Origin of the sequence: Micromonospora sp. NBRC 101691 (assembly GCF_030269285.1) — a bacterium.
Classification (GTDB): domain Bacteria; phylum Actinomycetota; class Actinomycetes; order Mycobacteriales; family Micromonosporaceae; genus Micromonospora; species Micromonospora echinospora.
Window position 1 is genome coordinate 16,363 of record NZ_BSTB01000017.1, and the last position, 22,716, is coordinate 39,078.

A 22,716-nucleotide genomic window follows, 5' to 3' on the forward strand; every position below is an offset into this window, starting at 1 on the left:
GATGACCCTGCCCCGGCGCAGCCGCGCCGCGCTGCTGGTCTGCTGCGGAACGCTCTTCCTCGGCGTCCTCGACGGCACCGCCCTGAACCTGGCCCTCCCCTCGCTCCAGCGTGACCTGCGGCTGGCCACGGCCGAACTCCAATGGGTGGCGGCCAGCAACGCGCTGGTGCGGGCCAGCCTCACCCTGCTCTGCGGCGCGGTCGCCGACCGGTACGGGCGGCGACGGATCTTCCGGCTCGGCCTGGGCGTCTTCGTCGTCGGTTCCCTGGCGTGCAGCGTCGCACCGGACGCGATCTGGCTGGTCGCCAGCCGTGGCCTCCAGGGTGCCGGCGGCGCGTTGATGGCGCCACCCGCGCTGGCCCTGATCGCCAACCTCTTCCCCGACGCCGGGCAGCGCGGCCGGGCGCTGGGGACCTGGAGCGCCACGGCCGGCGTCTCGGCGGCCTGCGGTCCGCTGGTCGGCGGGGTCCTGGTGCAGGCGGCCGGCTGGCGCAGCGTGTTCTGGGTCGGGGTCGGCGGGGCGGTGCTGCTGTATCTGGGCACCCGGCTGCTGCCCGAGGGGCGGGTCGACGGCCCGCCACGACGGCTGGACGCCCTGGGCAACACCCTGGCCGCCCTAGTCCTGGTCGGTTTCACGTTCGCGCTGATCGACGGCCCGAACCGGGGCTGGACAAGCGGCCCGGTCCTGGTCGCCGGAGCCGTCGGCCTGGCCGCCGCGATCGGCTACGCCCCCGCCGCCCGGCGACGGGCGGACCCGGTCCTCGACCCGGCGCACCTCGCTGTCCCGGCGCTGCGCGGCGCGGTGCTCAGCGCGGTCGTGGCCTACCTCGCGCTCGGCGGGTTCACCTTCGTCAACACCTTCTACCTGCAACAGGTGCTCGGGTTCAGCCCGCTGGCCACCGGACTGCTCACCCTGCCCACCACGGTCGGCACCCTGATCCTGGCCAACGTCTCCGGTCGGATCGTCGGCCGGCACGGGGGCCGGCTCCCCGCGACGGTCGGGCACCTGTGCTTCGTGGCGTCCATGGCCCTGCTCGCCCTGGTGGTCGCCACCGACGCGTGGCTACCGCTGCTGCTGGTCGGCTACCTCCTGCTCGGGGCGGGCATGGGCCTGGTCAACCCACCCGCCACGAACGCGGCGGTGACCAGCCTGCCCGGCGAGCGGGCCGGGGTGGCCAGCGCGATCACCAGCACCGCCCGGCAGGTCGGCACCAACCTCGGCGTCGCCGGCCTCGGTGCCGTCCTGGTGTCGGTCCTGGTCGCCTCCGGCCAGCCGACCGACGACCTGGCCCGGGTCGCCGCCGACTCCGGCGAGGACTACGTCACCGCTCTGCGCGTCGCGTACGGGCTGGTGGCGGTCACCGCCGCGCTGGCCGCCGGAGCCACCTGGCGGCTGTTCCGCCCACCCCCGCCCCGGAGGGAGGTGGTGGGAGACGCACGCCTCTCCGCGACCCCACCCGTCACGACATCCGCCCGATGACACATCCCATGGAAAGGACCACCACGGTGGCACTGAAGAAGGTCAGAAGCGTCCGCAGCGGCGCCATCTTCACCCTCCCCTACCTCGTCGCGTTGGAGCACGGCTACTTCGCCGAGGAGGGCATCGACCTGGAGCTGGTCGCCCCGGGCTCGTACGACGCCGTGCTCAAGCCGATCGAGGAGCACGAACTGGTCAGCTCGTTCGGCGGCATCTCCAGGCCGTTCGAGAGCGGTGACGTCTCCCTCTACCGCGCCTGCGAGTGGGGGCAGATCCGCCGCTCGCACGACAGCGCCCGGGGCGGCCAGATCATCGCCAAGCGGGCCGCGGTGGCCAGCCAGGCGATCTTCGTCCGCCCGGACTCCGGCATCCTGCACCCGCAGGGCCTGGCCAACCGTACGGTCGGGGTGAACTTCCACCACGGCTCGCACTACCTGGCGATCCAGTCACTGGAGGGTTTCCTCGAACAGGACGAGATCAAGGTGGTGCACGCCGGTGGACCGGCCGAGCGGTTCCGCAAGCTGCGTGACGGCGAGGTCGACGCGGTCGCGCTGATGGAGCCGTGGACCACGGCTGCGGAGAAGCTCGGCTACGTGTTGATCACCGAGGCGTTCTACGTCGGCTCGGAGATCGCCAGCGCCGACCTCGACCCGGAGACCTTCGCCGCGGTCGACCGCGCCGTCCGCCGGGCGGTGCGGACGATCAACGAGGACATCCGGCCGTACCTGCGCCACTTCGTCGAGGAGGTCCCAGAGGACGTGGTGAAGCTGGAGCCGGCGGACTTCCGGCTCGGCCGGCTGCGCTACGCCGACCCGGAGCCGTACCCGGAGGGCGAGTTCGAGCGGACGTACCGCTGGATGGTCAGGTGGGGCCTGATCGAGCCGGCGTCCACCTTCTCCGCGATCGTGGACAACCGGGTCGTCACGGTGTGATCCGCCGACCGTCGGACGCCGGCCCGGGCAGCGTCGCCCGGGCCGGCGTCATCCGGCGAGTGTCGAGTGGGAGGCGGAGCGGTCAGGCCAGCCCCCGGACCGAACGGCGGCGGACCGACACCAGCCACCGCTCGACGCGGGCGGTGGCCGGGTGCTCCGGCAGTGGGCTGCGTTCCAGGTCCGCGACGAGCCGGTCGGTGAGCCGGTTCCGCCAGGTGACCACCTCGGACCAGGGCAGCACGCCCGCCTTCAGCGCCAGGAGGCGGTCCCGATCGGCGCCCACGTCGAGTACCAGCTCTCCGGTCCGTACCAGGTGCACACCGGACGTCAACAGTCGGACCAGGTGCATGACGTGCCGCCACACGGGTGCGCCCGACCGCTCGATCCCCCGTTGCGCCTTGGCGAACTGGGCGGTGGCATAGCGCAGGTAGGTGTCGGCGACCCGGCGGGACAGGAACGCCGGGGTGAGGTCCCGCAGTTCCGCGCCGAGCGGGGTGCAGGTCTCCACCAGGGGCGAGTGCAGGACCTCCAGGACGTTCGGGTTGGCGGACAGCCCGAGGACGCAGACCCGCTCGACCTCCCAGCGGAGCTGCTCCGGCAGCGGCCCCTCGTGGTGCGTCGCCGGCTTGGTCAGCGGCCAGAACGCCACCGCCGGCAGCGCGTACACTCCCCGCCGGTCGGTGTCCGACCCGGTGGTGGCCAGTCCGAAGGCTCGCGAGCCCACGACCACCTGGAGGATCGTGTGCTCGTCGACCAGCCGGTCGGTCGACTCGGCGGCGCCTGGGCCGTGGTCACCGGGCGGGGCAGCATGCGGGGGCGACACGCCGATGATCGTCTCAGACGCCGGCCACCGGGGGCACCGGGATTACCGGACCTCCGGTGTGCCCCGTGCCCGGCCCGGGAGAACACGCCGCCCCCGCTGGACGCCCCGGTCGTCACCGGTCCCACCACGCTTCCGAGGGTTCACCGTCCATTGCTGACAATGATGATCGTCAAGTTCTACGCTCACCGGTGTCCCAACCTTCCGATCACCCCCGGAGCCCACGTGATGTCCTACCGGACCCTCCTCTCCAGCATCGCGGCAGTCACGACCGCCGCGATGCTCATCCCGTCGGCCGCGGTCGCGGCCGTGCCGACCAGCGCACGGATGGTCGCGCTCGGCGACTCCATCACCCGGGCCGCCGTCGCCGACGGCACCCAGAACGCCCAACCCCAGAACTCCTGGTCCACCGGTACGAGCACAGCTGTCGACTCGCACCTGCGACGGCTGGAGGCGTACGGGGTCGACATGACCGGTGGCAACTACGCCAAGGGCGGTGACCGCTCGACGCACCTGGCCACCCAGGCGACCGACGCCCTCGCCAACGCCGACGCCGACTACGTGACCATTCTGATCGGCGGCAACGACATCTGCTACGCCTCCACCCCTGCCGGCACCACCTCGCCCGACACCTTCGAGGCGAACGTGCGGCGCGCGCTCGACATCGTCCGGGCCGAGAATCCGGACACGCGGGTCCTGTTGGCCTCGGTGCCGAGCATGATGTCGCTGTACCGGGTCGGCCGGGACAACTTCCTGATCCGGGCGCGCTGGTCCCTGATCGGCATCTGTCCGGTGATGCTGGCCGACCCGACCGACACCTCCTCCGCCGCGAACGAACGCCGCGCTGCGGTCGAGGCCCGGGTCGACGAGTACAACCGGCGGCTGGCCAAGCTCGCCGCAGAGCGCGGCAACGTGTTCTACGACAACGGCGCGGTGCACAACACCTCGTTCACCTCGTCCGACCTGTCGATTCTCGACGGATTCCACCCGTCGCTCAGCGGGCAGAACAAGATCGCTCAGGCCACCTGGAACGAGGCCGTCCGGCAGGGCGTCTTCGACGTCGACTGAGCCTCGCGGCCGGTGGGTGTCGGGCCGCGAGGCAGGCGGCCCTCTGCGGCGCTCGATCTTCGCAGCGGGCCGGAACCCACAGCGCCCGGCGCCCCTTCGGCTGACCGCATGACCGGACCGGGCCCTGCCGCAGGGCCGCGGCACCGGCGCTTCACCGCTGACCGAACTCCCGGTGGCTCGGGGACCTGGGATCCCCGCCACCGGGAGTTCCTCGCGCGTGCGCCGTCCCGCGTCCGACGCCACCCGCCGCGCCGACCAGCCGGGCACCGGTGAGCGTCGAAAGTTTCGGGATATGCTGCGGCCGGACCGACCGGTGAGGAGATGCCGTGGATCAGCAACGGGCGACGCTGGCGGAGATCGCGCAGGCCGCGGGCGTGTCGATCCCCACCGTCTCCAAGGTCCTCAACGGCCGTCCGGACGTCGCGGCGGCCACCCGCCAGAAGGTGCAGACCCTGATCGACGAACGCGGGTACACCGTCCGTCGCACCAGCCGACCGGCGCGTCGGGCCGGCCTGATCGACCTGGTCCTCCGGGACCTCGGCAACCCGTGGGCCATGCAGATCATCGACGGGGTGGAGGAACTGGCCTACCGGGCCGGGTTCGGGGTGATCGTCTCGGCGGTGCACGGGCGTCACCGCAACCGCCCCGACCGCCGGTGGACCGAGCAGCTCGCCGCCCGTCGCTGCGACGGGGTGCTGCTGGTCCTCTCCGACATCTCCCCCAGCCAGCGTGGCCAGCTCGACGAGCTGGGCATCCCGGTGGTCATCATCGACCCGGCCGGGCACCCGCCGGCCGACATCCCCAGCGTCGGGGCGACCAACTGGGCGGGTGGGCTCACCGCCACCGAACACCTGGTCGGCCTGGGCCACGAGCGGGTCGCGGTGATCGGGGGTCCGCCGACCGTGCCGTGCAGCCGCGCCCGGGTCGACGGCTACCGCGCGGCGATGAACGCCGCCGGACACCGGGTGCCGACCGGCTACGTCCGCACCGGCGACTTCACCGCGCCCTCCGGCTACCGGGAGACCAACGCCCTGCTCGACCTGACCCGACCGCCCACCGCCATCTTCGCCTGCGCCGACGAGATGGCCATGGGGGCGTACGAGGCCCTCTACGAGCGGGGCCTGCGGGTGCCCGACGACATGAGCATCGTCGGTTTCGACGATCTCGACGCCGCCCGGTGGGCCGTGCCGCCGTTGACCACCGTTCGCCAGCCGTTGACCGAGATGGCCGCGATGGCCACCCGGATGCTGCTCAGCCTGGTCGACGGCGAGGAGCTCGGCAGTCACCGGCTCGAACTCGCCACGCCGCTGGTGGTCCGGCACAGCACCCGGCAGCTGCCCTGATCCCGGCACTTCGACACATGCGCATGTTGCACGGTGGTTACGGACCCCCGTACGCTGCCGTGGGAGCGCTCCCGCGATCCGGGGACGGTTGTCGCCGTCCACGGTCGTGACGACGAGCGCCGTCCGGGCCGGCGGAACGGGTGTGGGCAACCCGCGACGCCTCGTCACCACCGCGTCGCGCGCCGGAGTTCCGGACCGGCGACCCGGCGTGCCACCCCCACCCCCGAACAGAATGAGACGCCTCCGATGACAGACATCCCACGTCCGTTCCGGCGACAGCTGGCGGTGGCCGGCGCGATCGGCGCGTTGGCCATGGGCGCGACCGCGATCCTGCCGACCGAGGACGCCGTCGCCGCCGCCGGCTGCGAGGTCACCTACACGACCTCCAGCTGGACCGGCGGCTTCACCGCCTCCATCAGCATCAAGAACCTCGGGGACGCGATCAACGGCTGGACCCTCGGCTTCAGCTTCCCGGACGCCGGCCAGCGGGTCGGGCAGGGCTGGTCGGCGACGTACAGCCAGACCGGCCCCGCGGTGACCGCGCGGAACATGAGCTACAACGGCGCGCTGGCCAGCGGGGCCAGCACGAGCATCGGCTTCAACGGCACCTGGACCGGCAGCAACCCGGCGCCGACGTCGTTCACCCTCAACGGCACGGTCTGCAACGGCTCCACGCCCCCGACCACCCCGCCGCCCACCACGCCACCGCCCACCACTCCGCCGCCGACCACCCCACCGCCGACCACTCCCCCGCCGGGTGGGCAGACCCCGGTGGCCGTCAACGGCCAGCTGCGGGTCTGCGGAGCCAACCTCTGCAACCAGTACGGCAAGCCCATCCAGCTGCGCGGGATGAGCACCCACGGCATCCAGTGGTTCCCGCACTGCTACAACGACGCGTCCCTGGACGCGCTCGCCAAGGACTGGCTCGCGGACCTGTTCCGGATCTCCATGTACGTGCAGGAGGACGGCTACGAGACCGACCCGGCCGGGTTCACCAACCGGGTCAACAACCTGGTCGAGGAGGCCACCGAGCGCGGCATGTACGCGCTGATCGACTTCCACACCCTGACCCCGGGCGACCCGATGTACAACCTGGAGCGGGCCATGACCTTCTTCGCCGCCGTCTCCGCCCGGCACGCGAACAAGAACAACGTGATCTACGAGATCACCAACGAACCGAACGGCGTGAGCTGGTCGACCATCAAGAACTACGCCGAGCAGGTCATCCCGGTCATCCGGGCCAACGACCCGGACGCCGTGGTGGTCGTCGGCACCCGGGCCTGGTCGTCGCTGGGCGTCTCGGAGGGCGGCAACTCCACCGAGATCATCAACAACCCGGTGAACGCGAGCAACGTCATGTACGCGTTCCACTTCTACGCCGCCTCGCACCGGGACAACTACCGGGCCGAGCTGGAGCGGGCCGCCACCCGACTGCCGATGTTCGTCACCGAGTTCGGCACGGTCGACTACACCGGTGACGGCGGGGTCGACCTGGCCAGCAGCACGGTCTGGCTGGACCTGCTCGACCGGTTGAAGATCAGTTACGCCAACTGGACCTACTCCGACAAGGCCGAGGGCAGCGCGGCGTTCCGGCCGGGCACCTGCTACGGCAACACGTACGCCGGCACGGCGGTGCTGACCGAGTCCGGCGCCTTCATGCGGAACCGCATCCGTACCCCGGACAACTTCCCCACCAGCTGATCCGGAGCGGAACGTACCGCCGAAGGGCGTCCCGGCCCCTCCGGGGCCGGGACGCCGTCGCGGCGGGGCCGGGCGTCAGGCCGTGGCGCGCAGCCGGGCGTCGAGCGCCTCGATGTCGGGCAGGAACCAGACGTGGTCGGCCCGGTTCGACTCGTGGACCAGGGCGCGCAGTGCGGAGCTGGCGGCGAGGTGCCGGGAGATGTCGCCGAGCACCACCAGCCGCAGCCGGTAGTTGACGAACTTCTGCATGACCTCGCCGGCGAAGCGGCTGCCCAGGGAGAAGAACTCGTCGCCGAGCCGGCTCGCCGGTACGGCCACCGCCTCAGCACCGAGGAAGGCCGCGCCGACCAGGTCCAACGCGTCCTGCACGGTGGCCACCGGCGGGCCGTCCGGGTCGCAGACCAGCACCCGCACGCCGGCCCGCTCCTGCACCACGTCAGCCACCGTGGGTCTCCCCGGCGAGCAGGCCGTTGTCCCCGTCGAGCACCGCCTCGACCAGGTGCAGCACGTCGGCGGTGGCGGCGGCACCGCCGAGTATCACGATCTTCATGCGGTTCCGTTCGTCGTCGTGGACCGTCTGGATGCGCAGTGGTCGGGCGGGGTCCCGGACGGTCTTCGCCCCGGCCAGGAGCAGGGTGCCGAGCCGGTCGGCCGCCGTCCGGTCCACGCCGTCGACCTGCACGATGCTCGACACCTCGACCGCGACCGCCCCGGCCGGCTGGGCCGGTCGCCCGGTCAGAACGGCGAGGTCGGCTTCGGTGATCCGGTACTGCTTGCCGATCCGGATCGCCCGCAGCCGGCCGCTGCGGATGTAGCCCCGCACCGTGCGGACGTGCAGGCCGAGCCGGTCGGCCACCTGCTCAACCGAATACAGTTCTTCGCTCATCACTCCCTAAACTACCTCACGAAGGAAGGATAGGGAATCTTGCGGTGGTGCTGCTCCGGCCGGAGGACACGCCAGCCGGCCGGAGCCAGCGATCGTCAGTACCGGGTCCACTTCTGGTTGGGCGTGCCCGCGCAGTCCCAGAGCTGGAGCTTGCCGCCGTTGGCGGTCACGTTCTCCCGGACGTCCACGCACCGGTTGGCGCTGAGGTTGACCAGGTCACCGGCGGCGTTGAGGGTGAACCGTTGGACCGGGTTGCCGTTACAGGTGACCAGGTTGACCTCGGTGCCGTTGGCGGTGCCGGCCCAGGCCGGGTCCATGCACTTGCCCATCGCCCGGACGGTGCCGTCGGACGCGAACGTCCACTGCTGCGCGGCGCTGGTGTTGCAGTCCCAGATCTGGAGCTTGGCGCCGTCGATCGGGTTCGCGCTGGGGATGTCGATGCAGCGTCCGCTGCCCACGCCCCGGAGCCGGGTGGTGCCCGGGGGCGGGTTGTTACCGGAGGTGTAGCCGTTCACCCGGACGTAGTCGACAAGCATCTGCTGGGGGAAGCTGGTGGTGCCGTCCGGGTAGCCGGGCCAGTTGCCGCCCACCGCGACGTTGAGGAGCATGAAGAACGGGTGGTCGAAGACCCAGCGGTTGCCGCCCAGCCGGCTCGGGTCGACCCGGTGGAACTCGACCCCGTCGAGGTACCAGATGATCGAGTTGGGTTCCCAGTCCACCCGGTAGGTGTGGAAGCCGTCGGCCAGCGGGGCGCCGATGGTCCGGCTGCCGGTGATGCCGCCACCGCCGGAGTAGCCCGGCCCGTGGATGGTGCCGTAGACGGTGTTCGGTTCCCGGCCGATGTTCTCCATGATGTCGATCTCGCCGGCGTTGGGCCAGCCCACGCTGCCCATGTCGTTGCCGAGCATCCAGAACGCCGGCCAGATGCCCTGCCCCCGGGGGATCTTGATGCGGGCCTCGAAGCGGCCGTACGCCTGGGTGAACGTCGCGGCGGTCAGCAGCCGGGCCGAGGTGTACTCGCACCGGCCGTAGTGGCACTGGTAGTTGTTCGGGTTCTCCCGCCGGGCGGTGATGACCAGGTTGCCCTGGCCGTCGTGCACCGCATTGCTGGTGCTGTTGGTGTAGTACTGCCGCTCGTTGTTGCCCCACCCGTGGCCGCCGATGTCGAACCGCCACTTGCTCTGGTCGACGGGCGTCCCGGCCGGCGCGTTGAACTCGTCCTGCCAGGTGATGCCGCCGATCGCGGCCTGCGCGGGTTCGTCACCGGCGGGCAGGAAGGGCGCCGCGGTGAACCCCACCACCGCGGCGAGGGCGAGGGCGAGGGCGAGTGTGCGGGTTCGCGGGGGAATTCGGAATCGGGGCACGGGGATCTCCTTCGCGTGGTGGAGCGGTCCGGGCGGCGGCGTGCCGTCGGCCGCCGCCAGGCGCGGCGCGATATCCGGCCGGGTGACGCCGGACGCGCCCACGGCTGACGGCGGGCACCGGCGGCACCGCTTCCACCCGGCGGACGAGAGAGCGCTCTCTAGCGAAGCATGTCGATGGTTGGTCTTTTTGTCAACACTGTTGCCAATTAGCCTGACGGCCGCCGAAGCGCAGGCCGCGCCCCATGATCAGGGCTGCCGACCCCCTTCCCCGGCCCGGGACGGGGCGGTTCGGGGACCGCCGGTCAGGAGGCGACCGGCGGCAGGTCGACACAGCGGACGGAAGGAGCCCGTTCCACCAGGGCGGCGACGTCGTTCCCCGAGGTCATCACCGTCCGGTCGGGACGGACCAGCGCCGCGTCGACCCCGGCCCGCCGCAGCCAGCGCCCGAGCGCCGAGGCCCGGTCCACCGGCACCGGCACCACGCCGTGACGCCGTGACGCCCCGGCCGCCTCGGTCGACAGCGCCCGGACGGTGACCACCGCGAAGCAGGGGCCGACCACGTCGTCGAACCGGCGGCCGTCACCGAGGAGCACGTTCGGACAGAGCCGGCCGTGCAGGCTGCGCGGCGACGGGCGACGCTGACGCAGCGCCGACCGTGGCAGCGGTGGGGTCGCGCTGTCGAGGACCTTCGCCCGGAAACCGGGCAGGTAGGCCAGGCGGGGGGCGACGACCCGGCGGAGCAGGTTGCCGACCTCGCCCCCCTCGGTCATCGCGCGGCCGATCAGCGTGGCCAGCCGGATCAACGACGTGACGTGTGGCCGCCGCTCCGCCTCGTAGCTGTCCAGCACGCCCTCCGGCAGGCTGCCGGCGAGGACGGCGGCGAGCTTCCAGGTCAGGTTGGCCGCATCGCGCAGGCCGGCGCCCATGCCCTGGCCGATGAAGGGCGGGGTGAGGTGGGCCGCGTCGCCGAGGAGGAGGACAGGTCCGGCCCGCCACCGGTCGGCGACCTGGGCACGGAAGGTGTACTCGGCACAGCGGGTCACGGTGAGCGCGGTGAAGGGCACCTCCCCGGTCCAGGGCCGGACGAGCCGGTGCAGGGTCTCCGGCGCGGAGAGGTCGGCGGCCGTCTCGTCGGGCAGCAGCCGGAACTCCCACCGGTACCGTCGTCGCCCCACCCGCATGTACGTCGCGGCGCGATGCGGGTCGCAGACCTGGTGTACGCCCTCCCACGCGTCGATGTCGGCGTCGGTGTCGACGTCGACCACCAGCCAGCGCTGGGCGAAGCCGAGGTCGCGCATGGTGGAGCCGATCAGCGGCCGGACGGTGCTGTTGGCGCCGTCGCAGCCGAGCACGTACCGCGCGGAGAGCGTCTCCTCCGTTCCCGACGCGCGGTCGACCAGACGCACGCGCACCGGTCCGCCGCCGTCCCGGTCGACGCCGGTGACCTCGACGTCGCCACGGAGGGTGACCAGTGGCTCCTCGGCCAGCCGACGGCGCAGCAGGCGTTCCAGCTCGGGCTGGTCGAACATGTTCGCCTGGGGATGGCCGTGCACGCCGGCCGCCGTGCCCCGGCGGAACTCGGCGAGGACCCGGTGGTCGGGGGCGAGCAACCGCAGCCCCTCGGCCGGCCGGGAGATGGCGGCGAACCGCTCGTGCACCCCGATCCGGTGCAGGATCCGGTAGACCTCGTCGTCGAGGTGCACGGCCCGGGGCCGGGGATAGACGTCCACCCACCGGTCGAGGAGCACGGACCGGACGCCGTGCCCGGCGAGCAGCAGCGCGGCGGTCACGCCGGTGGGGCCGGCACCGACGATGACGACGGGCACCGGCGCGCTCACCGTCCCGCGCCGTCCGTCGTGGACGCCCCGGGACGGGTGGGGACACGTCGGCGGCGGGGGTCGACCATCGGCTCTCCTCGGCTACAGGAACGGCTCCGGCTGACCACCGTAGAGGTCCCGACACGTCGGCGGGGGGCACCTCGCGCGGCCCGGCGTCACCCGTACGACCGGCTCCGGCGTCGGACCGGCCGCCCGGACCCGAGGTGGGCGGCGCTGCCGGCGGCGGAGGAACCGCCGGCAGCGCCGCGCGGGGTGCGGTCAGAGCCGCGCGCCCACGTCCGCGCCGTTCGCCGGATGCAGGAAGGTCGACCTCGGGATGGACCCGTCCGCCGCCCGGGGACCGGTGATGGTGGCGGGGTCGGTGCTCACGAAGGTCCAGGTGCCGCCGAGGTTCCACGAGTTGTTCGACCCGGTGGAGTTGCCCAGCGACACGTTCGTGGTGTTGCCGACCGAGAGGTTCCGGTTGACCGTGGAGGTCGAACGGGAGACGTCGAAGCCGGCCTTGCCGTTGTCCCAGGCGGTGTTGCGTTCGAACACCAGCGAGCCCGGGTTGCCGTTGTCGATGAACCCGCCGGCCGAGTTGCCCCAGGCCATGCTGTTGCGGGTGACGTGGTTGACGGCCGGACGGGGGTCGTTGCCGCCGCCGTTCTTGAAGCCGTTGCCGTCGCCGGTGTAGTCGGGCAGGTTCCAGTAGTTGTAGCCGTTGTCGTAGGCGACGCTGTTCTCGATCAGGATGGGCGAGAGGAACAGCCACGCGTCGAAGCCGTCGTCGGCGTTGCGCCACAGCCGCGCGCCCCGGACCACGTTGCCGGTGCCGGAGCCTTCCTTGATCGCCAGCCCGTCCGCGCTCTCGCCGTTCTTGCGCGGGTCCCGGTTGCCGTAGCTGTCCAGGTCGATGATCTGGTTGCCGGACGAGGAGCCCTGGATGTGCAGGCCCGACTCGTAGTTGTCCCGGGTGACCAGCCGCTCGTACCGGCCGTTGTTGGTGTCGACGCCGAAGATGCCGTACGGACCGTTGATGATCTCCAGACCGACGAACCGCCACCAGTCGCCCTCGATGTGCAGCGCCCCCCGGTCGGAGCGGGGGATGGAGGAGCCCACGGCCCCCGGCGTGTACGGCATGTTCTCGCCGTCGATGACCACGCGCTCGCCGTTGTGGTTGGTAAGGGTGATCGGCTGCGACGAGGTGCCGTCCTTGAGGATCTTGATGGTGACGCTCGGGGCGTAGGTGCCGCCCCGGACCGCGATGGTGCCGCCGGGCGGTACGAGGTCGTGGGCGCGCTGGATGGTCCGCAGCGGCTGGGCCAGGGTGCCCGGGTTGGCGTCGTCGCCGTTCGTCGCGACGAAGAGGGTGCCCGAGGGGGGCGGCGCGGTGGTCGGCGGCGGGGTGGTCGCGGGCGGCGTGGTCGGCGGCGCGCTGGTGGGCGGGGTGGTCGGCGGTGGCGTGGTCGGCGGGGTGCCGCCGCCGGTGCTGACCACCACGTCGTCGAAGGTCGCCGACGCGTACGCGGTCTGGAGGCCGATCCGGCCGGCGCTGGAGAGCGTGCTGGTGCCCTGGCCGATCACCGTCCCGTCCACGCTGCCCCGGACGGTGGTGCCGGTGACCTCGACGGAGAGGGTGTACCAGGTCCCCGGGGCGACCGTACGGGAGGCGGTGGCGAGCACGGTCACCGCACTGCCGCTGACCGCCTGCAACTGCACCCGGTCGCCGGGCAGCAGGGCGAGCCGGTAGTACACCGTCGACCCGCTCGCGCGGGCCAGCAGGCCGACGTGGCCGTTCGCGCCGAGGCTGAGCGGTTTCACCCGGGCCTGCACGGTGTACCCGGTCCAGCTGGTGCTGCCGGCGAAGAGTCGGGCGTTCTCGCTGCCGGCGTTGGACTGCCGGGCGGCCGGGGATCCGTCGGTGACGACGGCCCAACTGCCGCCGGACTTCGACCAGCCGCCGGTGTCGCCGTCGGAGAAGTCGTCGCTGAACACGGTGGCGGCGGAGGCGGTCGCGGCGAGCCCGACCACGAACGCGGCGGCGGGGGCGAGCACCGCCGCGAGGAGGAGGGCCAGCCGACGCTGGCGGGACGGACGCATGTGGACGTACCTCCGGGGACGGGGACGGTGGCGGAGGATGAAAGCGCTTTCCCCGCTGACGGTACGAACCCGCATTCAGCCCTGTCAACCTCTCGTGGGGCACGCTCCCACCGACGCCCGACGGCCGGCCCCCGTCTCGGGGCCGGCCGTGGCAGGGGTGGTCGGCGCGTCAGCGCCAGGTGTCGGTGCGGGTGACGGTGCCGCCGGAGGAGGTGCTGAAGCTGCGGTTGCCGCCACCCTCCCAGGTCACCGTGCCGTCGGCGTTCTTCTTGAGGTACTTGTACTCCACCGCGGTGTTCGGTGGGAGGTTCACCGTGGCCCCCCACACCGGGTAGGCGGCCGAGGAGAGCGGCACCGCGTTGGCCGGGTTCCACGAGCCCAGGGCCGCGACGTTGCCGACCACGTAGACGTTCTGTCCCCAGGAGGTGGTGGCGGTGGCCTGGAAGGAGGTGGCCACCGTCGAGGTGCCGGTGTCCCCCCGGAACGTCTCGGTGACCGTGACGCCGCCGCCCGCCGGGGTGGTGAGGCTCCGGTTGGCGCCGGATTCCCAGGTGACCGTGCCGGAGGTGCTCTTCTTGACGAACTTGTACTCCACCGTGCTGGACTTCGGCAGCTGCACCACGCCCCGGAAGACGCCGCCCTGTGCGGTCAGTTCGACCGCCGAGGCCGGGGCCCAGGAGCCGAGCGCGGGGACGCTGCCCACCAGGTACACGCCCTGGCCGGCGGTGGTGGAGGCGGTGACGGTGAAGGTGGCCTCGACGGTGTCGCCGACCGGTCCCGGGACGTAGGTGTCGGTGCGGGTCGCGGTGCCGCTGGCCGGGGTGGTGAAGGCACGGTCGGTCGCCTCCTGCCCCACCACCGTGGACCCGTTCCTGACCAGGTACCGGTAGGAGATCGCGGTGCTGGCCGGCAGCGCGACGGTGGTGGTCCAGGTGCTGCCGTTGCCGGTCAGGGCGACGGAGTTGGCGGTGTTGCCACCGCCGAGCGCGGGGGTGTTGCCGACCACGTGCAGGGTCTGTCCGGCCCCGAGGGAGGCGGTCGCGGTGAACGTGGTGTTGACGGTGACCCCCGGGGTGGGCCGGGCGTTGACGTGGATGGCGACCGCGTTGTTGGCCGGGATGTTCACGGTGGCCCGTCCACCCGAGACGGTGACCCGGGCGCCGGTGCAGCCGGAACCACCGACCCCGCCGGAGATGACGTCGCAGTACTCGCCGTCGGCGAGACCGGTGACGAACTGCGCGCTGGCGGCGGTACCGGAGTCGTTGACGCCGATCCAGGCGCGGTCACCGCGGTGGAAGCCGATGACGTTGTTGTTGACGGTGGTGAAGTCGGAGACGGTCTTGACCGACCGCGCCGCGTTGGCCCAGCCGACCATGCCCTTGATGCCGGTGGTCTGGCTCAGGCAGTTCCAGGCGCTGCCGCAGACGGTGTCGGTGACGTGGCCGTTGCCGTTGTGCGGCGGGGACTGGTTGCGGTTGTTCCAGGAGAAGCTGTCGTAGACCGACGGCTTGCCGTGCGGGTAGGCCAGCGCGAAGTAGTTCGCGAGGACGTAGTCGGTGCCGTTCTTGTAGGACAGGACGACCCCGTCCCGCTCCAGGTCGTGGTTGGTGACCATGGAGAAGACGTTGGCGCTCGGCGCGTCCAGGTTCCAGCTCGGGATGTTCGCCAGGGCCGAGATCGAGCCCTGGAAGGCGGAGCGGATCCCCTTGGCGTACGCGAAGTCGAGCACGTCGCCGTTGCCGATGAACGCCCGCGCCTTGAGCGCGTCGTTGCTGGCGCCGTCGAAGATCTCCTGGGCCACGTACGGACGCCGGTTCTCCGCGACCGTGTTGTTGAGCTTGCCCAGGATGGCCGCGAAGTCGTCCTTCCTGACGTGCTTGACCGCGTCCACCCGGAAGCCGTCGACGCCGAGGCCGATCAGGTCGTTCAGGTAGGCCGCGATCTTGTTACGGACCGCCTCCTTCTCCGTGTAGAGGTCGGAGAGGGAGAGCAGCTCACAGCTGGTGACCTGCGCCTCGTTGTTCCAGTCGTTGATCGTCCCGTTGGTCGGGCAGTTGTCGCCCGGACGGTGGAAGTCGCCGTTGCCGTAGGGCACGGCGGGGTAGCTGTAGCCGGAGAACTGGGTCCCGGCGTACCCGACGCTGCCCGCCGGGTTGTTCGTGCCGGCCATGTGGTTGACCACCGCGTCCACGTACACCCGCACCCCGGCGGCGTGGCAGGCGTTGACCATGGCGGCGAACTGCTGCCGGTTGCCGAACCGGCTCTCCAGCTTGTAGGAGACCGGCTGGTAGACCTCGTACCACGGGTGCACGCCGTCGGGGCTGTTCGGCAGGCTGACCGACTCCTGCGGCGGGGCGACCTGGACCGCGCCGTACCCGGCCGGGCCCAGGTGGTTGGTGCAGGCGGCCGCGACCGACGGCCAGTTCCACTCCCAGAGGTTCGCGGTGACCTCACTGTCGTTCAGGGTGACGGCCGCCCGCGCGGGGGTCGCGGACACGGTCGCCAGGACCGCCGGCGTGGCGGCGGACGCGACGAGCGCGGCGGCGAGCAGGACACGGCCGGCGAGGCCGCGCAGGGGTGATCTCAGACGTTCCATGGCACGAGGACCTTCTTCCGGGGTCGAAGAGGCGCTGGCGAGAGTGGACGGCCGTCCGTGTAGCAGAACAATGAGGGATTGATGAAATCTTTGCAAGAGCTTGCGGGAACTTTTCGCAACCTTCCCGCAACATGCCCGCCACATAGGACCCCGGCTATTTCCGCAAGGTGCTGGACGTAAGCGAGCCGGAGCGCGTCGCCTCGATGGACCATCGTCCCGATGCCCGGGAGGATGATTGACGTACGACGAGCCGTCGGCGTAGCGTCCCCGCAAAATGTTCCAGATTCTTGCACCACCTTGCGAAGCGGGATGCGCCACGACGTGCCGTTGGCCGGACGGGCCACGGACCCGGGCGTCGGCGAGCGGAGGGAGGGCCACCACTGGTCGCGCTGTCGGTCGGGGCTGTTAGCGTCGCGCCGCTGGCCTACCCGTCCGACCGGAGGTTGTCGTGATCAGCTCGCATGCGTCGTCGTTCGCCGGGTTGCCGGTGCGGCTCTTCACCCCCGGGGAGCCCCTGCCGGCGGATCCGTCGGCGGTGGCCTGGAGGCTGGAGGTCGAGGACTTCGACGCCGAGCCCGAGGAGTTCGCCGACCTGGTCGCGACGTTCCGGGCGACGGTGCCCGCCGAGGCCGTCCGGGCCGTGGTCGTCGGTGAGTGGGGCACCGCGTACGAGCGGGCGCTGCCGGTCGAGTTGCTGGTGGACGCGGCGGCCGAGTGGACCGGGCTGCGCGCGGTCTTCCTCGCCGACCTGGTCTCCGAACAGTGCGAGATCTCCTGGCTGACGCTGGCCGACATCACCCCCCTGCTGACCGCCTACCCGGCCCTGGAGACGCTCTGGGTGCGAGGCGGCAACGAGCTCGCGCTGACCCCGGTGCGGCACGACGGGCTGCGGGAGCTGCGCTTCGAGTCCGGCGGGCTGCCCGGCACGGTGGTGCGGGCGGTGGGCGAGTCACAACTGCCGGCGCTGGAGCGGCTGGTCTTCTGGCTCGGCCGCATCGACTACGGCGCGAGCACCGGTCCCGAGGAACTCGCCCCGCTGCTGGCCGGCACCGGGCTGCCGGCCCTGCGTCACCTGGGCCTGTGCAACAGCCAGCTCGCCGACGTGGTCGCCCGGACGGTCGCCGACGCGCCGGTCGTGGCCCGGCTGGAGGTGCTCGACCTGTCGATGGGGGTGCTCACCGACGACGGCCTGGACGCGCTGCTGGCCGGCCAGTCGTTGGCCCACCTGCGCCGGCTCGACCTGACCCACCACTTCCTGTCCGACGAAGCGCAGCGGCGGGTCGTGGCCGCGCTCCCCGACGTCGACGTCGACCTCTCGGACGCCCGGAAGGTCGAGGTCTACAACGGCCACGAGTACCGCTTCACCGCCGTCGGCGAGTGACCGGCGGTGACGTTCGGCAGCCACGCGCGGACCTTCGCTGTCCTCGGCGTTCGCCCGGGCGGTGGTCGCCTCGGAGCTGCCCGCGCTGACCGACCTGGAGCTGTGGATCGGCACCCCCGACTACGGCGGTGACACGGAGGTGGCGGACCTGGCCCCGCTGCTGGCCGGCGAGCGCTTCCCGGCACTGCGCCGCCTCGGGCTGCGCAACGCCGAGATCGCCGACGCGCTGGTCACCGCCCTGCCCGGGGTCCGGGTGGACGTGTCCGACCCGCAGGAGGACCACAGGTACGGCAGGAAGAGCCACCGGTACACCGCCGTCGGGGAGTGACGTCCGGTTCGGGACGGCCCGGCCTGGGTAGCACCAGGGCAACCGGACGTCGAGGAGGACCAGATGAGCGACCCGAGGTACGCGGCACTACCACTGGCCGCCACCGGCCTGCGGAACGAGGACGACGGCAGCGGTCCCGAGCCGACCGCCGCGATCGTCGGCGCGGACGACGCGGCGGCCGACGCCGCCCGGGCCGGTGCCGACGTCGACCTGACCGGGGCGAACCGGGACGGTGACGGCGTCCCGGTCGGCGCGGCCGACGCCGACGCCGACCGGGAACGCGCCGCCCGGCAGACCGACTGACCACTGTTCACCGGTCGCGGCCCGGCCGCCGCCCGCCGGTGTCGGCGGGACGGCGGCCGTCGTGCCGTCAGCCCCCGACTGTCACCGGGCCCGGCCGGGCCCGGTGACGGTAGCGCGGCAGCTCGCCAGCACGTCCCGTAGCTGCTCCAGCGCCCACCGGAGGTCGTCGTCGGTGGCGACCAGCGGGGGTGCCATCCGGACGGTGGAACCGTGGGTGTCCTTGACCAGCACGCCCCGCGCGGCCAGCGCGGCGCAGACGTGCCGCCCGGTGGCCAGGGCCGGGTCGATGTCGATGCCGGCCCACGCGCCCGCGCTGCGCACGGCGGTGACCCCGTCGCCGATCATGGCGTCGAGCCCCTCCCGCAGGACGGCGCCGAGCCGGCGGGCCCGGGCCTGGTACTCGCCGGTGCCGAGCAGGTCCACCACGGCTTCGCCGACCGCCGCCGCCAGGGGGTTGCCGCCGAAGGTGCTGCCGTGTTCGCCCGGCTGGAGCAGACCGAGGACGGCCCGGTCGGCGAGCACGGCGGAGAGCGGGACGATGCCGCCGCCGAGCGCCTTGCCGAGCAGGTACACGTCCGGGCGGACACCGGCCCGCTCACAGGCGAACGTCGTGCCCGTGCGCCCCAGCCCCGACTGGATCTCGTCGGCGACGAACAGCGCCCGCCGCTCGGTGCAGGTCCGGCGGACCCCGGCGAGGTAGCCGTCGGCGGGCACGACCACACCGGCCTCGCCCTGCACCGGTTCGATGAGCACGGCCGCGGTGTGCTCGTCGACAGCGGCCTCCAGAGCCGGGAGGTCGTCGTACGGCACCACGGTGAAGCCGGGGGTGAACGGGCCGAACCCGGCCCGGGCCTGCGGGTCGGTGGAGAAACTGACGATCGTGGTGGTCCGGCCGTGGAAGTTGCCGGCGGCCACGACGATGGTCGCCCGGTCGGCGGGGACACCCTTGACCTCGTACGCCCAGCGGCGGGCGACCTTGACCCCGGTCTCCACCGCCTCCGCGCCGGTGTTCATCGGCAGGACCAGGTCCATCCCGGCCAGCGCGGCGAGTTTTGCCGCGAACGGGCCGAGCCGGTCGTTGTGGAAGGCGCGGCTGGTCAGGGTCACCTTGGCCAGCTGCTCCCGGGCGGCGGCGAGCAGCCTCGGATGGCCGTGGCCGAAGTTCAGCGCCGAGTATCCGGCCAGCAGGTCGAGGTAGCGGTGACCGTCGACGTCGGTGACCCAGGCGCCCTCGGCCCGGGCGACGACGACCGGCAGCGGGTGGTAGTTGTGGGCGAGCACCGCCTCCTCCCGGCTGATCGCGGCGCGGGTGCGGGTCCGGTCGGCGGCCTCGGTGCGGATGCTCATCGGCGGATCTCCAGGGTGCAACACTTGGCCCCGCCGCCGGCCTTGGCCAGCTCGGACAGTTCGACCGGGACCGGCCGGTAGCCCCGGGCGGCGAGTTGGGCGATCAGGTCGGTGGCGGCCTGCGCGACCACCACGTTCGCGCCGTCGCTGACGGAGTTCAGCCCGAGGGCGAGCGCGTCGGCCTCGGTGGCCAGCAGGGCGTCGGGAAACAGGTGCGCCAGGGCCCGTCGGCTGCCCGGGGAGAACGCCGCCGGGTAGTAGGCGACGGTGTCGTCGTCGAGGACGAACAGCGCGGTGTCCAGGTGGTAGAAACGCGGGTCGGTCAGGCACAGCGACACCACCGGCCGACCGAGGAACTCCTGCGCCTCACCGTGCGCGGCCGGGTCGGTGCGGAAGCCGCTGGCGGCCAGCACCAGGTTCCGGGTGACCGCGAAGTCCCCCTCCCCCTCGTTGACGTGCTCGGGCGGTCGGACGCTGGGGAACCCCGCGGCGGTGAACCAGGCCCGGTAGGCGGGGACCTCGGGCGCGCGTTCGACGTTGCGGTACCGGGCGCCGTAGACCAGGGAGTCGAGCACCAGGCCGCAGTTGGCGGCGAAGACCATGTCGACCAGCCCGGGCACCGGGTCGACCAGGTGCACGGTGTGGCCGAGCTGGCGGTACGTCTCGCGCAGCCGCGTCCACTGCGCGGTCGCGCGGGTCCGGTCGACCGGCACCCCCGGGTCCATCCAGGGGTTGATCGAGTAGGTGACGTCGAAGTGGGCCGGCGGGCACATGAGGTACTCGCGCCGGGAGGCGGTGCGGATCATCGCGGTTCGTCCCGGGTGAGGATGTCGTCGACGGCCGCCTCCAGGGCCGCCTCGGCGCGGGCGACCCGCTGCCGCAGGTCGCCGACGCGCTGCCGGTCGGCGGCGAGCCGCTCGGCGAAGCGGGCCGCCTCCCGCCGGACCGCCTCCGGGGCCGGACCGCCGTAGAGGGTCCGCCGGACGACGAAGGCGTGCGGGTCCATCGCCTCGGCGAACTGCTCCGGGGTCAGACCGCTGTCGCGGCCGAGCACCTGCCGGGCCGCGTCGTCGAGCAGGGCGCAGGTGGCCGCCGGGGCGGTCACCCCGCGCTCGATGCCGAGCCGGACGAAGACGCCGACGACCTGGTGGGCGTGCCGCCAGTCGAGCCCGGTGTGCCGGACGAGGGCGGTGGCGACGTCGGTCACCTGGGCCCAGTGCGCGCCCGCCTGGGCGGCCAGCCGGTCCCGGTCGACGCGCAGGTCGGCGAGGATCCCGGCGCAGTCGCGGAGCTTGCCGGAGATCGACCCACACATCGACCAGAGCGCCTGCTGCGAGTAGCGGCGTTCGAGGATCGGGAAGCCGGTCGGGCCGCGTTCGGCGGTGATCACCCCGACCAGGGCCGCCAGGGCCTGGGTGGCGACCGACTTGACGTCCTCCAGGGCGTCGGGGTTCTTCTTCTGCGGCATGATGCTGCTCGTGCCGCAGTACCGGTCGGGCAGCTCCACGTAGCCGAACTCGGACGTCGACCACAGGTAGAGGTCGTCGGCGAGCCGGGCCAGGGTGGCACCGGTGGTGGCGAGCAGCGCCGCCGTCTCCATCTCCAGGTCGTGACTGAGGATCGCGTCCATGGTGTGCGGCAGCGGGGCGTCGAAGCCGAGCAGGTCGGCGACCCGGTGCCGGTCGACCGGCAGGTCGCTGCCGGTGAGGATGGCCGCCCCGGCCGGCGAGAGGTTCAGCCGGCCGTACAGCCCGAACAGCCGTTCGGTGTCCCGGGCGAAGGCCTGCTCGAACATGGTCGCCCAGTGCGCGAACGTGGTCGGTTGGGCGTGCTGGCCGTGGGTGTAGCCGGGCATCACCGTGTCGGTGTGCGCGTCGGCCAGGTCGAGCAGGACGCCCCGCAGGTCGGTCAGGGCGGGCAGGAGCGCGTGCAGGTGCCAGCGGATCGTCATCCGGCGGGCCACCTCGATCAGGTCGCCGGAGCTGCGGCCGAGGTGGATCCGGCCGCCGGTGTCCGGACCGAGGGTGGCGGTGAGGTACTGCTCGCCGGAGTGCATGCCGCCACCGGCGGCGATCCGGGTCTCGGCGACACCCCGGACGTCCATCTCCCGCAGGGCGGCGACGATGGCCCGGCCGGTGGCCGGGTCGAGCAGGCCCTGGTCGGTGAGCATCACCGCGTGGGCCTTGTCGAAGGCGTGGATCGCCGGCAGGGAGTCGCCGAGCAGTTCGGTGCGGTGGCTGCGCAGGTGCGGCAGCTGTTCCTCGGTCAACCGGACGCCGGTGGCCCGGAATCCCTGGTGGTCGTGGTCGGTGGTCATCGACGGGCTCCTCCGGCGCCGAAGACGGCGAAGTGGAACAACAGGTACGCGGTGAGCGTGGCGGTGGTCGACGTGGGGTGGTCGGTGAGCGGGTTGACCTCGGTGACGGCGAACGCGTCGCAGTGCGGGGCGAGCAGCCGGACGGCCTCCAGCGCCTCGCCGGAGGTGAGACCGCCCGGTTCGTGCGCGCCGGCTCCGGGGGCGAACGCCGGGTCGATCGCGTCGATGTCGAAGGAGAGGAAGATGTGGTCGGCGCCGGAGACCCGGTCGAGGATCTGCTCGACGGCGGAGACCGGGCCGAGCGCCTGGAACTCCCGGGCGGTGATGTGGGGAAGTCCGGACGTGCGCTTGAAGGTCGCCGAGGACGGGAAGTTGAAGTGCCGGACGGCGACCTGGATGCAGTCGTCGGCGTTGATCCGGTCGAGTTCCAGGCTGCGGCGCATGCCGCTGGACTGGCTGACCCGGCCCTGGTGCCGGTTGTGGTCGAGCAGGTCGAGGTGGGCGTCGAAGTGGATGACCCCGACCCGTCCGGGCAGGGCCTCGTGCACTCCCCGGGCGCAGGGGAAGAGGACCGAGTCGTCGCCGCCGATGACGATCGGCGACCGGCCCTCCCGCAGCGAGTCCGCCACGGCGGTGGAACAGGCGTCGAGGGTGGCGTGGATGTCGTGGCCGACGACGTCCACGTCGCCCCGGTCGCGCAGCAGGTCGTCGCCGACCTCGTGCACCGAGTCACTGTCCAGGGAGTAGATGGCACCGTTCTCGATGCGCTGGGTGATCCAGCCCAGTGCCTCGCGGACCCGGGCGGGCGCGTAGCGCGAACCCGGCCAACCCAGGGTGGAGCCCCCGTCGAAGGGGACCCCCCACAGGTCGAACGTCCGCGGCTGGTGACGACGTGGCATTCCTGACCTCTCGCTGTGCGAACGACGGTGGTGG

At 72.3% G+C, this 22,716-nt stretch carries 19 protein-coding genes; 8 read left to right on the plus strand and 11 right to left on the minus strand.

Annotated features, from left to right (window positions below):
* The first annotated feature begins 1 nt into the window (after nt 1).
* Together QSK20_RS23305 and QSK20_RS23310 are read left to right on the plus strand one after the other, a co-directional pair.
* Nucleotides 2–1,480 (plus strand): MFS transporter, encoded by a 1,479-nt coding sequence (locus QSK20_RS23305; RefSeq protein WP_285790735.1) that lies wholly within the window; start codon nt 2–4, stop codon nt 1,478–1,480.
* 26 nt (nt 1,481–1,506) lie between these two features.
* Nucleotides 1,507–2,409 (plus strand): ABC transporter substrate-binding protein, encoded by a 903-nt coding sequence (locus tag QSK20_RS23310; RefSeq protein WP_285790736.1) that lies wholly within the window; start codon nt 1,507–1,509, stop codon nt 2,407–2,409.
* An 82-nt stretch (nt 2,410–2,491) separates the two neighbouring features.
* Here QSK20_RS23310 and QSK20_RS23315 read toward each other — a convergent pair whose 3' ends face one another.
* Entirely contained in the window at nt 2,492–3,232 is a 741-nt protein-coding gene (locus QSK20_RS23315; protein ID WP_285790737.1) for a nucleotidyltransferase domain-containing protein, read from the minus strand.
* A 225-nt stretch (nt 3,233–3,457) separates the two neighbouring features.
* Between QSK20_RS23315 and QSK20_RS23320 the strand changes: the two genes are divergently transcribed.
* The 3 genes from QSK20_RS23320 (at nt 3,458) to QSK20_RS23330 (ending at nt 7,341) form a co-directional block, all read left to right on the plus strand.
* On the plus strand, nt 3,458–4,297 hold the full coding sequence (locus QSK20_RS23320) for an SGNH/GDSL hydrolase family protein (protein ID WP_285790738.1): 840 nt from the start codon (nt 3,458–3,460) through the stop codon (nt 4,295–4,297).
* A gap of 326 nt (nt 4,298–4,623) precedes the next feature.
* Nucleotides 4,624–5,640 (plus strand): LacI family DNA-binding transcriptional regulator, encoded by a 1,017-nt coding sequence (locus tag QSK20_RS23325; protein ID WP_285790739.1) that lies wholly within the window; start codon nt 4,624–4,626, stop codon nt 5,638–5,640.
* 246 nt (nt 5,641–5,886) lie between these two features.
* Complete coding sequence (locus QSK20_RS23330) at nt 5,887–7,341, plus strand: cellulase family glycosylhydrolase (protein ID WP_285790740.1); 1,455 nt, start codon at nt 5,887–5,889, stop codon at nt 7,339–7,341.
* Nucleotides 7,342–7,416: 75 nt separating this feature from the next.
* Here QSK20_RS23330 and QSK20_RS23335 read toward each other — a convergent pair whose 3' ends face one another.
* The 6 genes from QSK20_RS23335 to QSK20_RS23360 form a co-directional block, all read right to left on the minus strand.
* Nucleotides 7,417–7,785, minus strand: coding sequence for a DUF4180 domain-containing protein (locus tag QSK20_RS23335; RefSeq protein ID WP_285790741.1), 369 nt, complete (start codon nt 7,783–7,785; stop codon nt 7,417–7,419).
* Nucleotides 7,778–8,227, minus strand: coding sequence for a helix-turn-helix domain-containing protein (locus QSK20_RS23340; protein ID WP_285790742.1), 450 nt, complete (start codon nt 8,225–8,227; stop codon nt 7,778–7,780). The genes QSK20_RS23335 and QSK20_RS23340 overlap by 8 nt, the downstream gene beginning before the upstream one ends.
* A 95-nt stretch (nt 8,228–8,322) precedes the next feature.
* A complete protein-coding gene (locus QSK20_RS23345) occupies nt 8,323–9,591 on the minus strand; it encodes a family 16 glycosylhydrolase (RefSeq protein WP_502888994.1) in 1,269 nt (422 codons plus the stop codon).
* Nucleotides 9,592–9,893: 302 nt separating this feature from the next.
* Complete coding sequence (mhpA, locus tag QSK20_RS23350; RefSeq protein WP_285790743.1) at nt 9,894–11,429, minus strand: bifunctional 3-(3-hydroxy-phenyl)propionate/3-hydroxycinnamic acid hydroxylase MhpA; 1,536 nt, start codon at nt 11,427–11,429, stop codon at nt 9,894–9,896.
* A 258-nt stretch (nt 11,430–11,687) separates the two neighbouring features.
* Nucleotides 11,688–13,511, minus strand: a complete 1,824-nt coding sequence (locus tag QSK20_RS23355) for a right-handed parallel beta-helix repeat-containing protein (protein ID WP_285790744.1) — start codon at nt 13,509–13,511, stop codon at nt 11,688–11,690.
* 169 nt (nt 13,512–13,680) lie between these two features.
* A complete protein-coding gene (locus QSK20_RS23360) occupies nt 13,681–16,107 on the minus strand; it encodes a carbohydrate-binding module family 20 domain-containing protein (protein WP_285790745.1) in 2,427 nt (808 codons plus the stop codon).
* A 448-nt stretch (nt 16,108–16,555) separates the two neighbouring features.
* Here QSK20_RS23360 and QSK20_RS23365 point away from each other — a divergent pair, with 448 nt between their 5' ends.
* The 3 genes from QSK20_RS23365 (at nt 16,556) to QSK20_RS23375 (ending at nt 18,119) form a co-directional block, all read left to right on the plus strand.
* Complete coding sequence (locus QSK20_RS23365; protein WP_285790746.1) at nt 16,556–17,488, plus strand: STM4015 family protein; 933 nt, start codon at nt 16,556–16,558, stop codon at nt 17,486–17,488.
* Between the two features lie 61 nt (nt 17,489–17,549).
* Nucleotides 17,550–17,816, plus strand: coding sequence for a hypothetical protein (locus QSK20_RS23370; RefSeq protein WP_285790747.1), 267 nt, complete (start codon nt 17,550–17,552; stop codon nt 17,814–17,816).
* Nucleotides 17,817–17,879: 63 nt separating this feature from the next.
* A complete protein-coding gene (locus tag QSK20_RS23375) occupies nt 17,880–18,119 on the plus strand; it encodes a hypothetical protein (protein WP_285790748.1) in 240 nt (79 codons plus the stop codon).
* An 81-nt stretch (nt 18,120–18,200) separates the two neighbouring features.
* On the opposite strand, the gene rocD is transcribed toward QSK20_RS23375, so the two are convergent.
* The 4 genes from rocD to QSK20_RS23395 are packed head-to-tail and all read right to left on the minus strand — an operon-like array spanning nt 18,201 to nt 22,682.
* Complete coding sequence (gene rocD, locus QSK20_RS23380) at nt 18,201–19,466, minus strand: ornithine--oxo-acid transaminase (protein ID WP_285790749.1); 1,266 nt, start codon at nt 19,464–19,466, stop codon at nt 18,201–18,203.
* Nucleotides 19,463–20,272: a dimethylargininase gene (gene ddaH, locus QSK20_RS23385; RefSeq protein ID WP_285790750.1), complete on the minus strand. Its 810-nt coding sequence runs from the start codon at nt 20,270–20,272 to the stop codon at nt 19,463–19,465. The genes rocD and ddaH overlap by 4 nt, the downstream gene beginning before the upstream one ends.
* Nucleotides 20,269–21,783, minus strand: coding sequence for an argininosuccinate lyase (gene argH / locus QSK20_RS23390; RefSeq protein ID WP_285790751.1), 1,515 nt, complete (start codon nt 21,781–21,783; stop codon nt 20,269–20,271). Before argH ends, ddaH begins: the two co-directional genes overlap by 4 nt.
* On the minus strand, nt 21,780–22,682 hold the full coding sequence (locus QSK20_RS23395; RefSeq protein ID WP_285790752.1) for an arginase family protein: 903 nt from the start codon (nt 22,680–22,682) through the stop codon (nt 21,780–21,782). The genes argH and QSK20_RS23395 overlap by 4 nt, the downstream gene beginning before the upstream one ends.
* Nucleotides 22,683–22,716 lie beyond the last annotated feature (34 nt).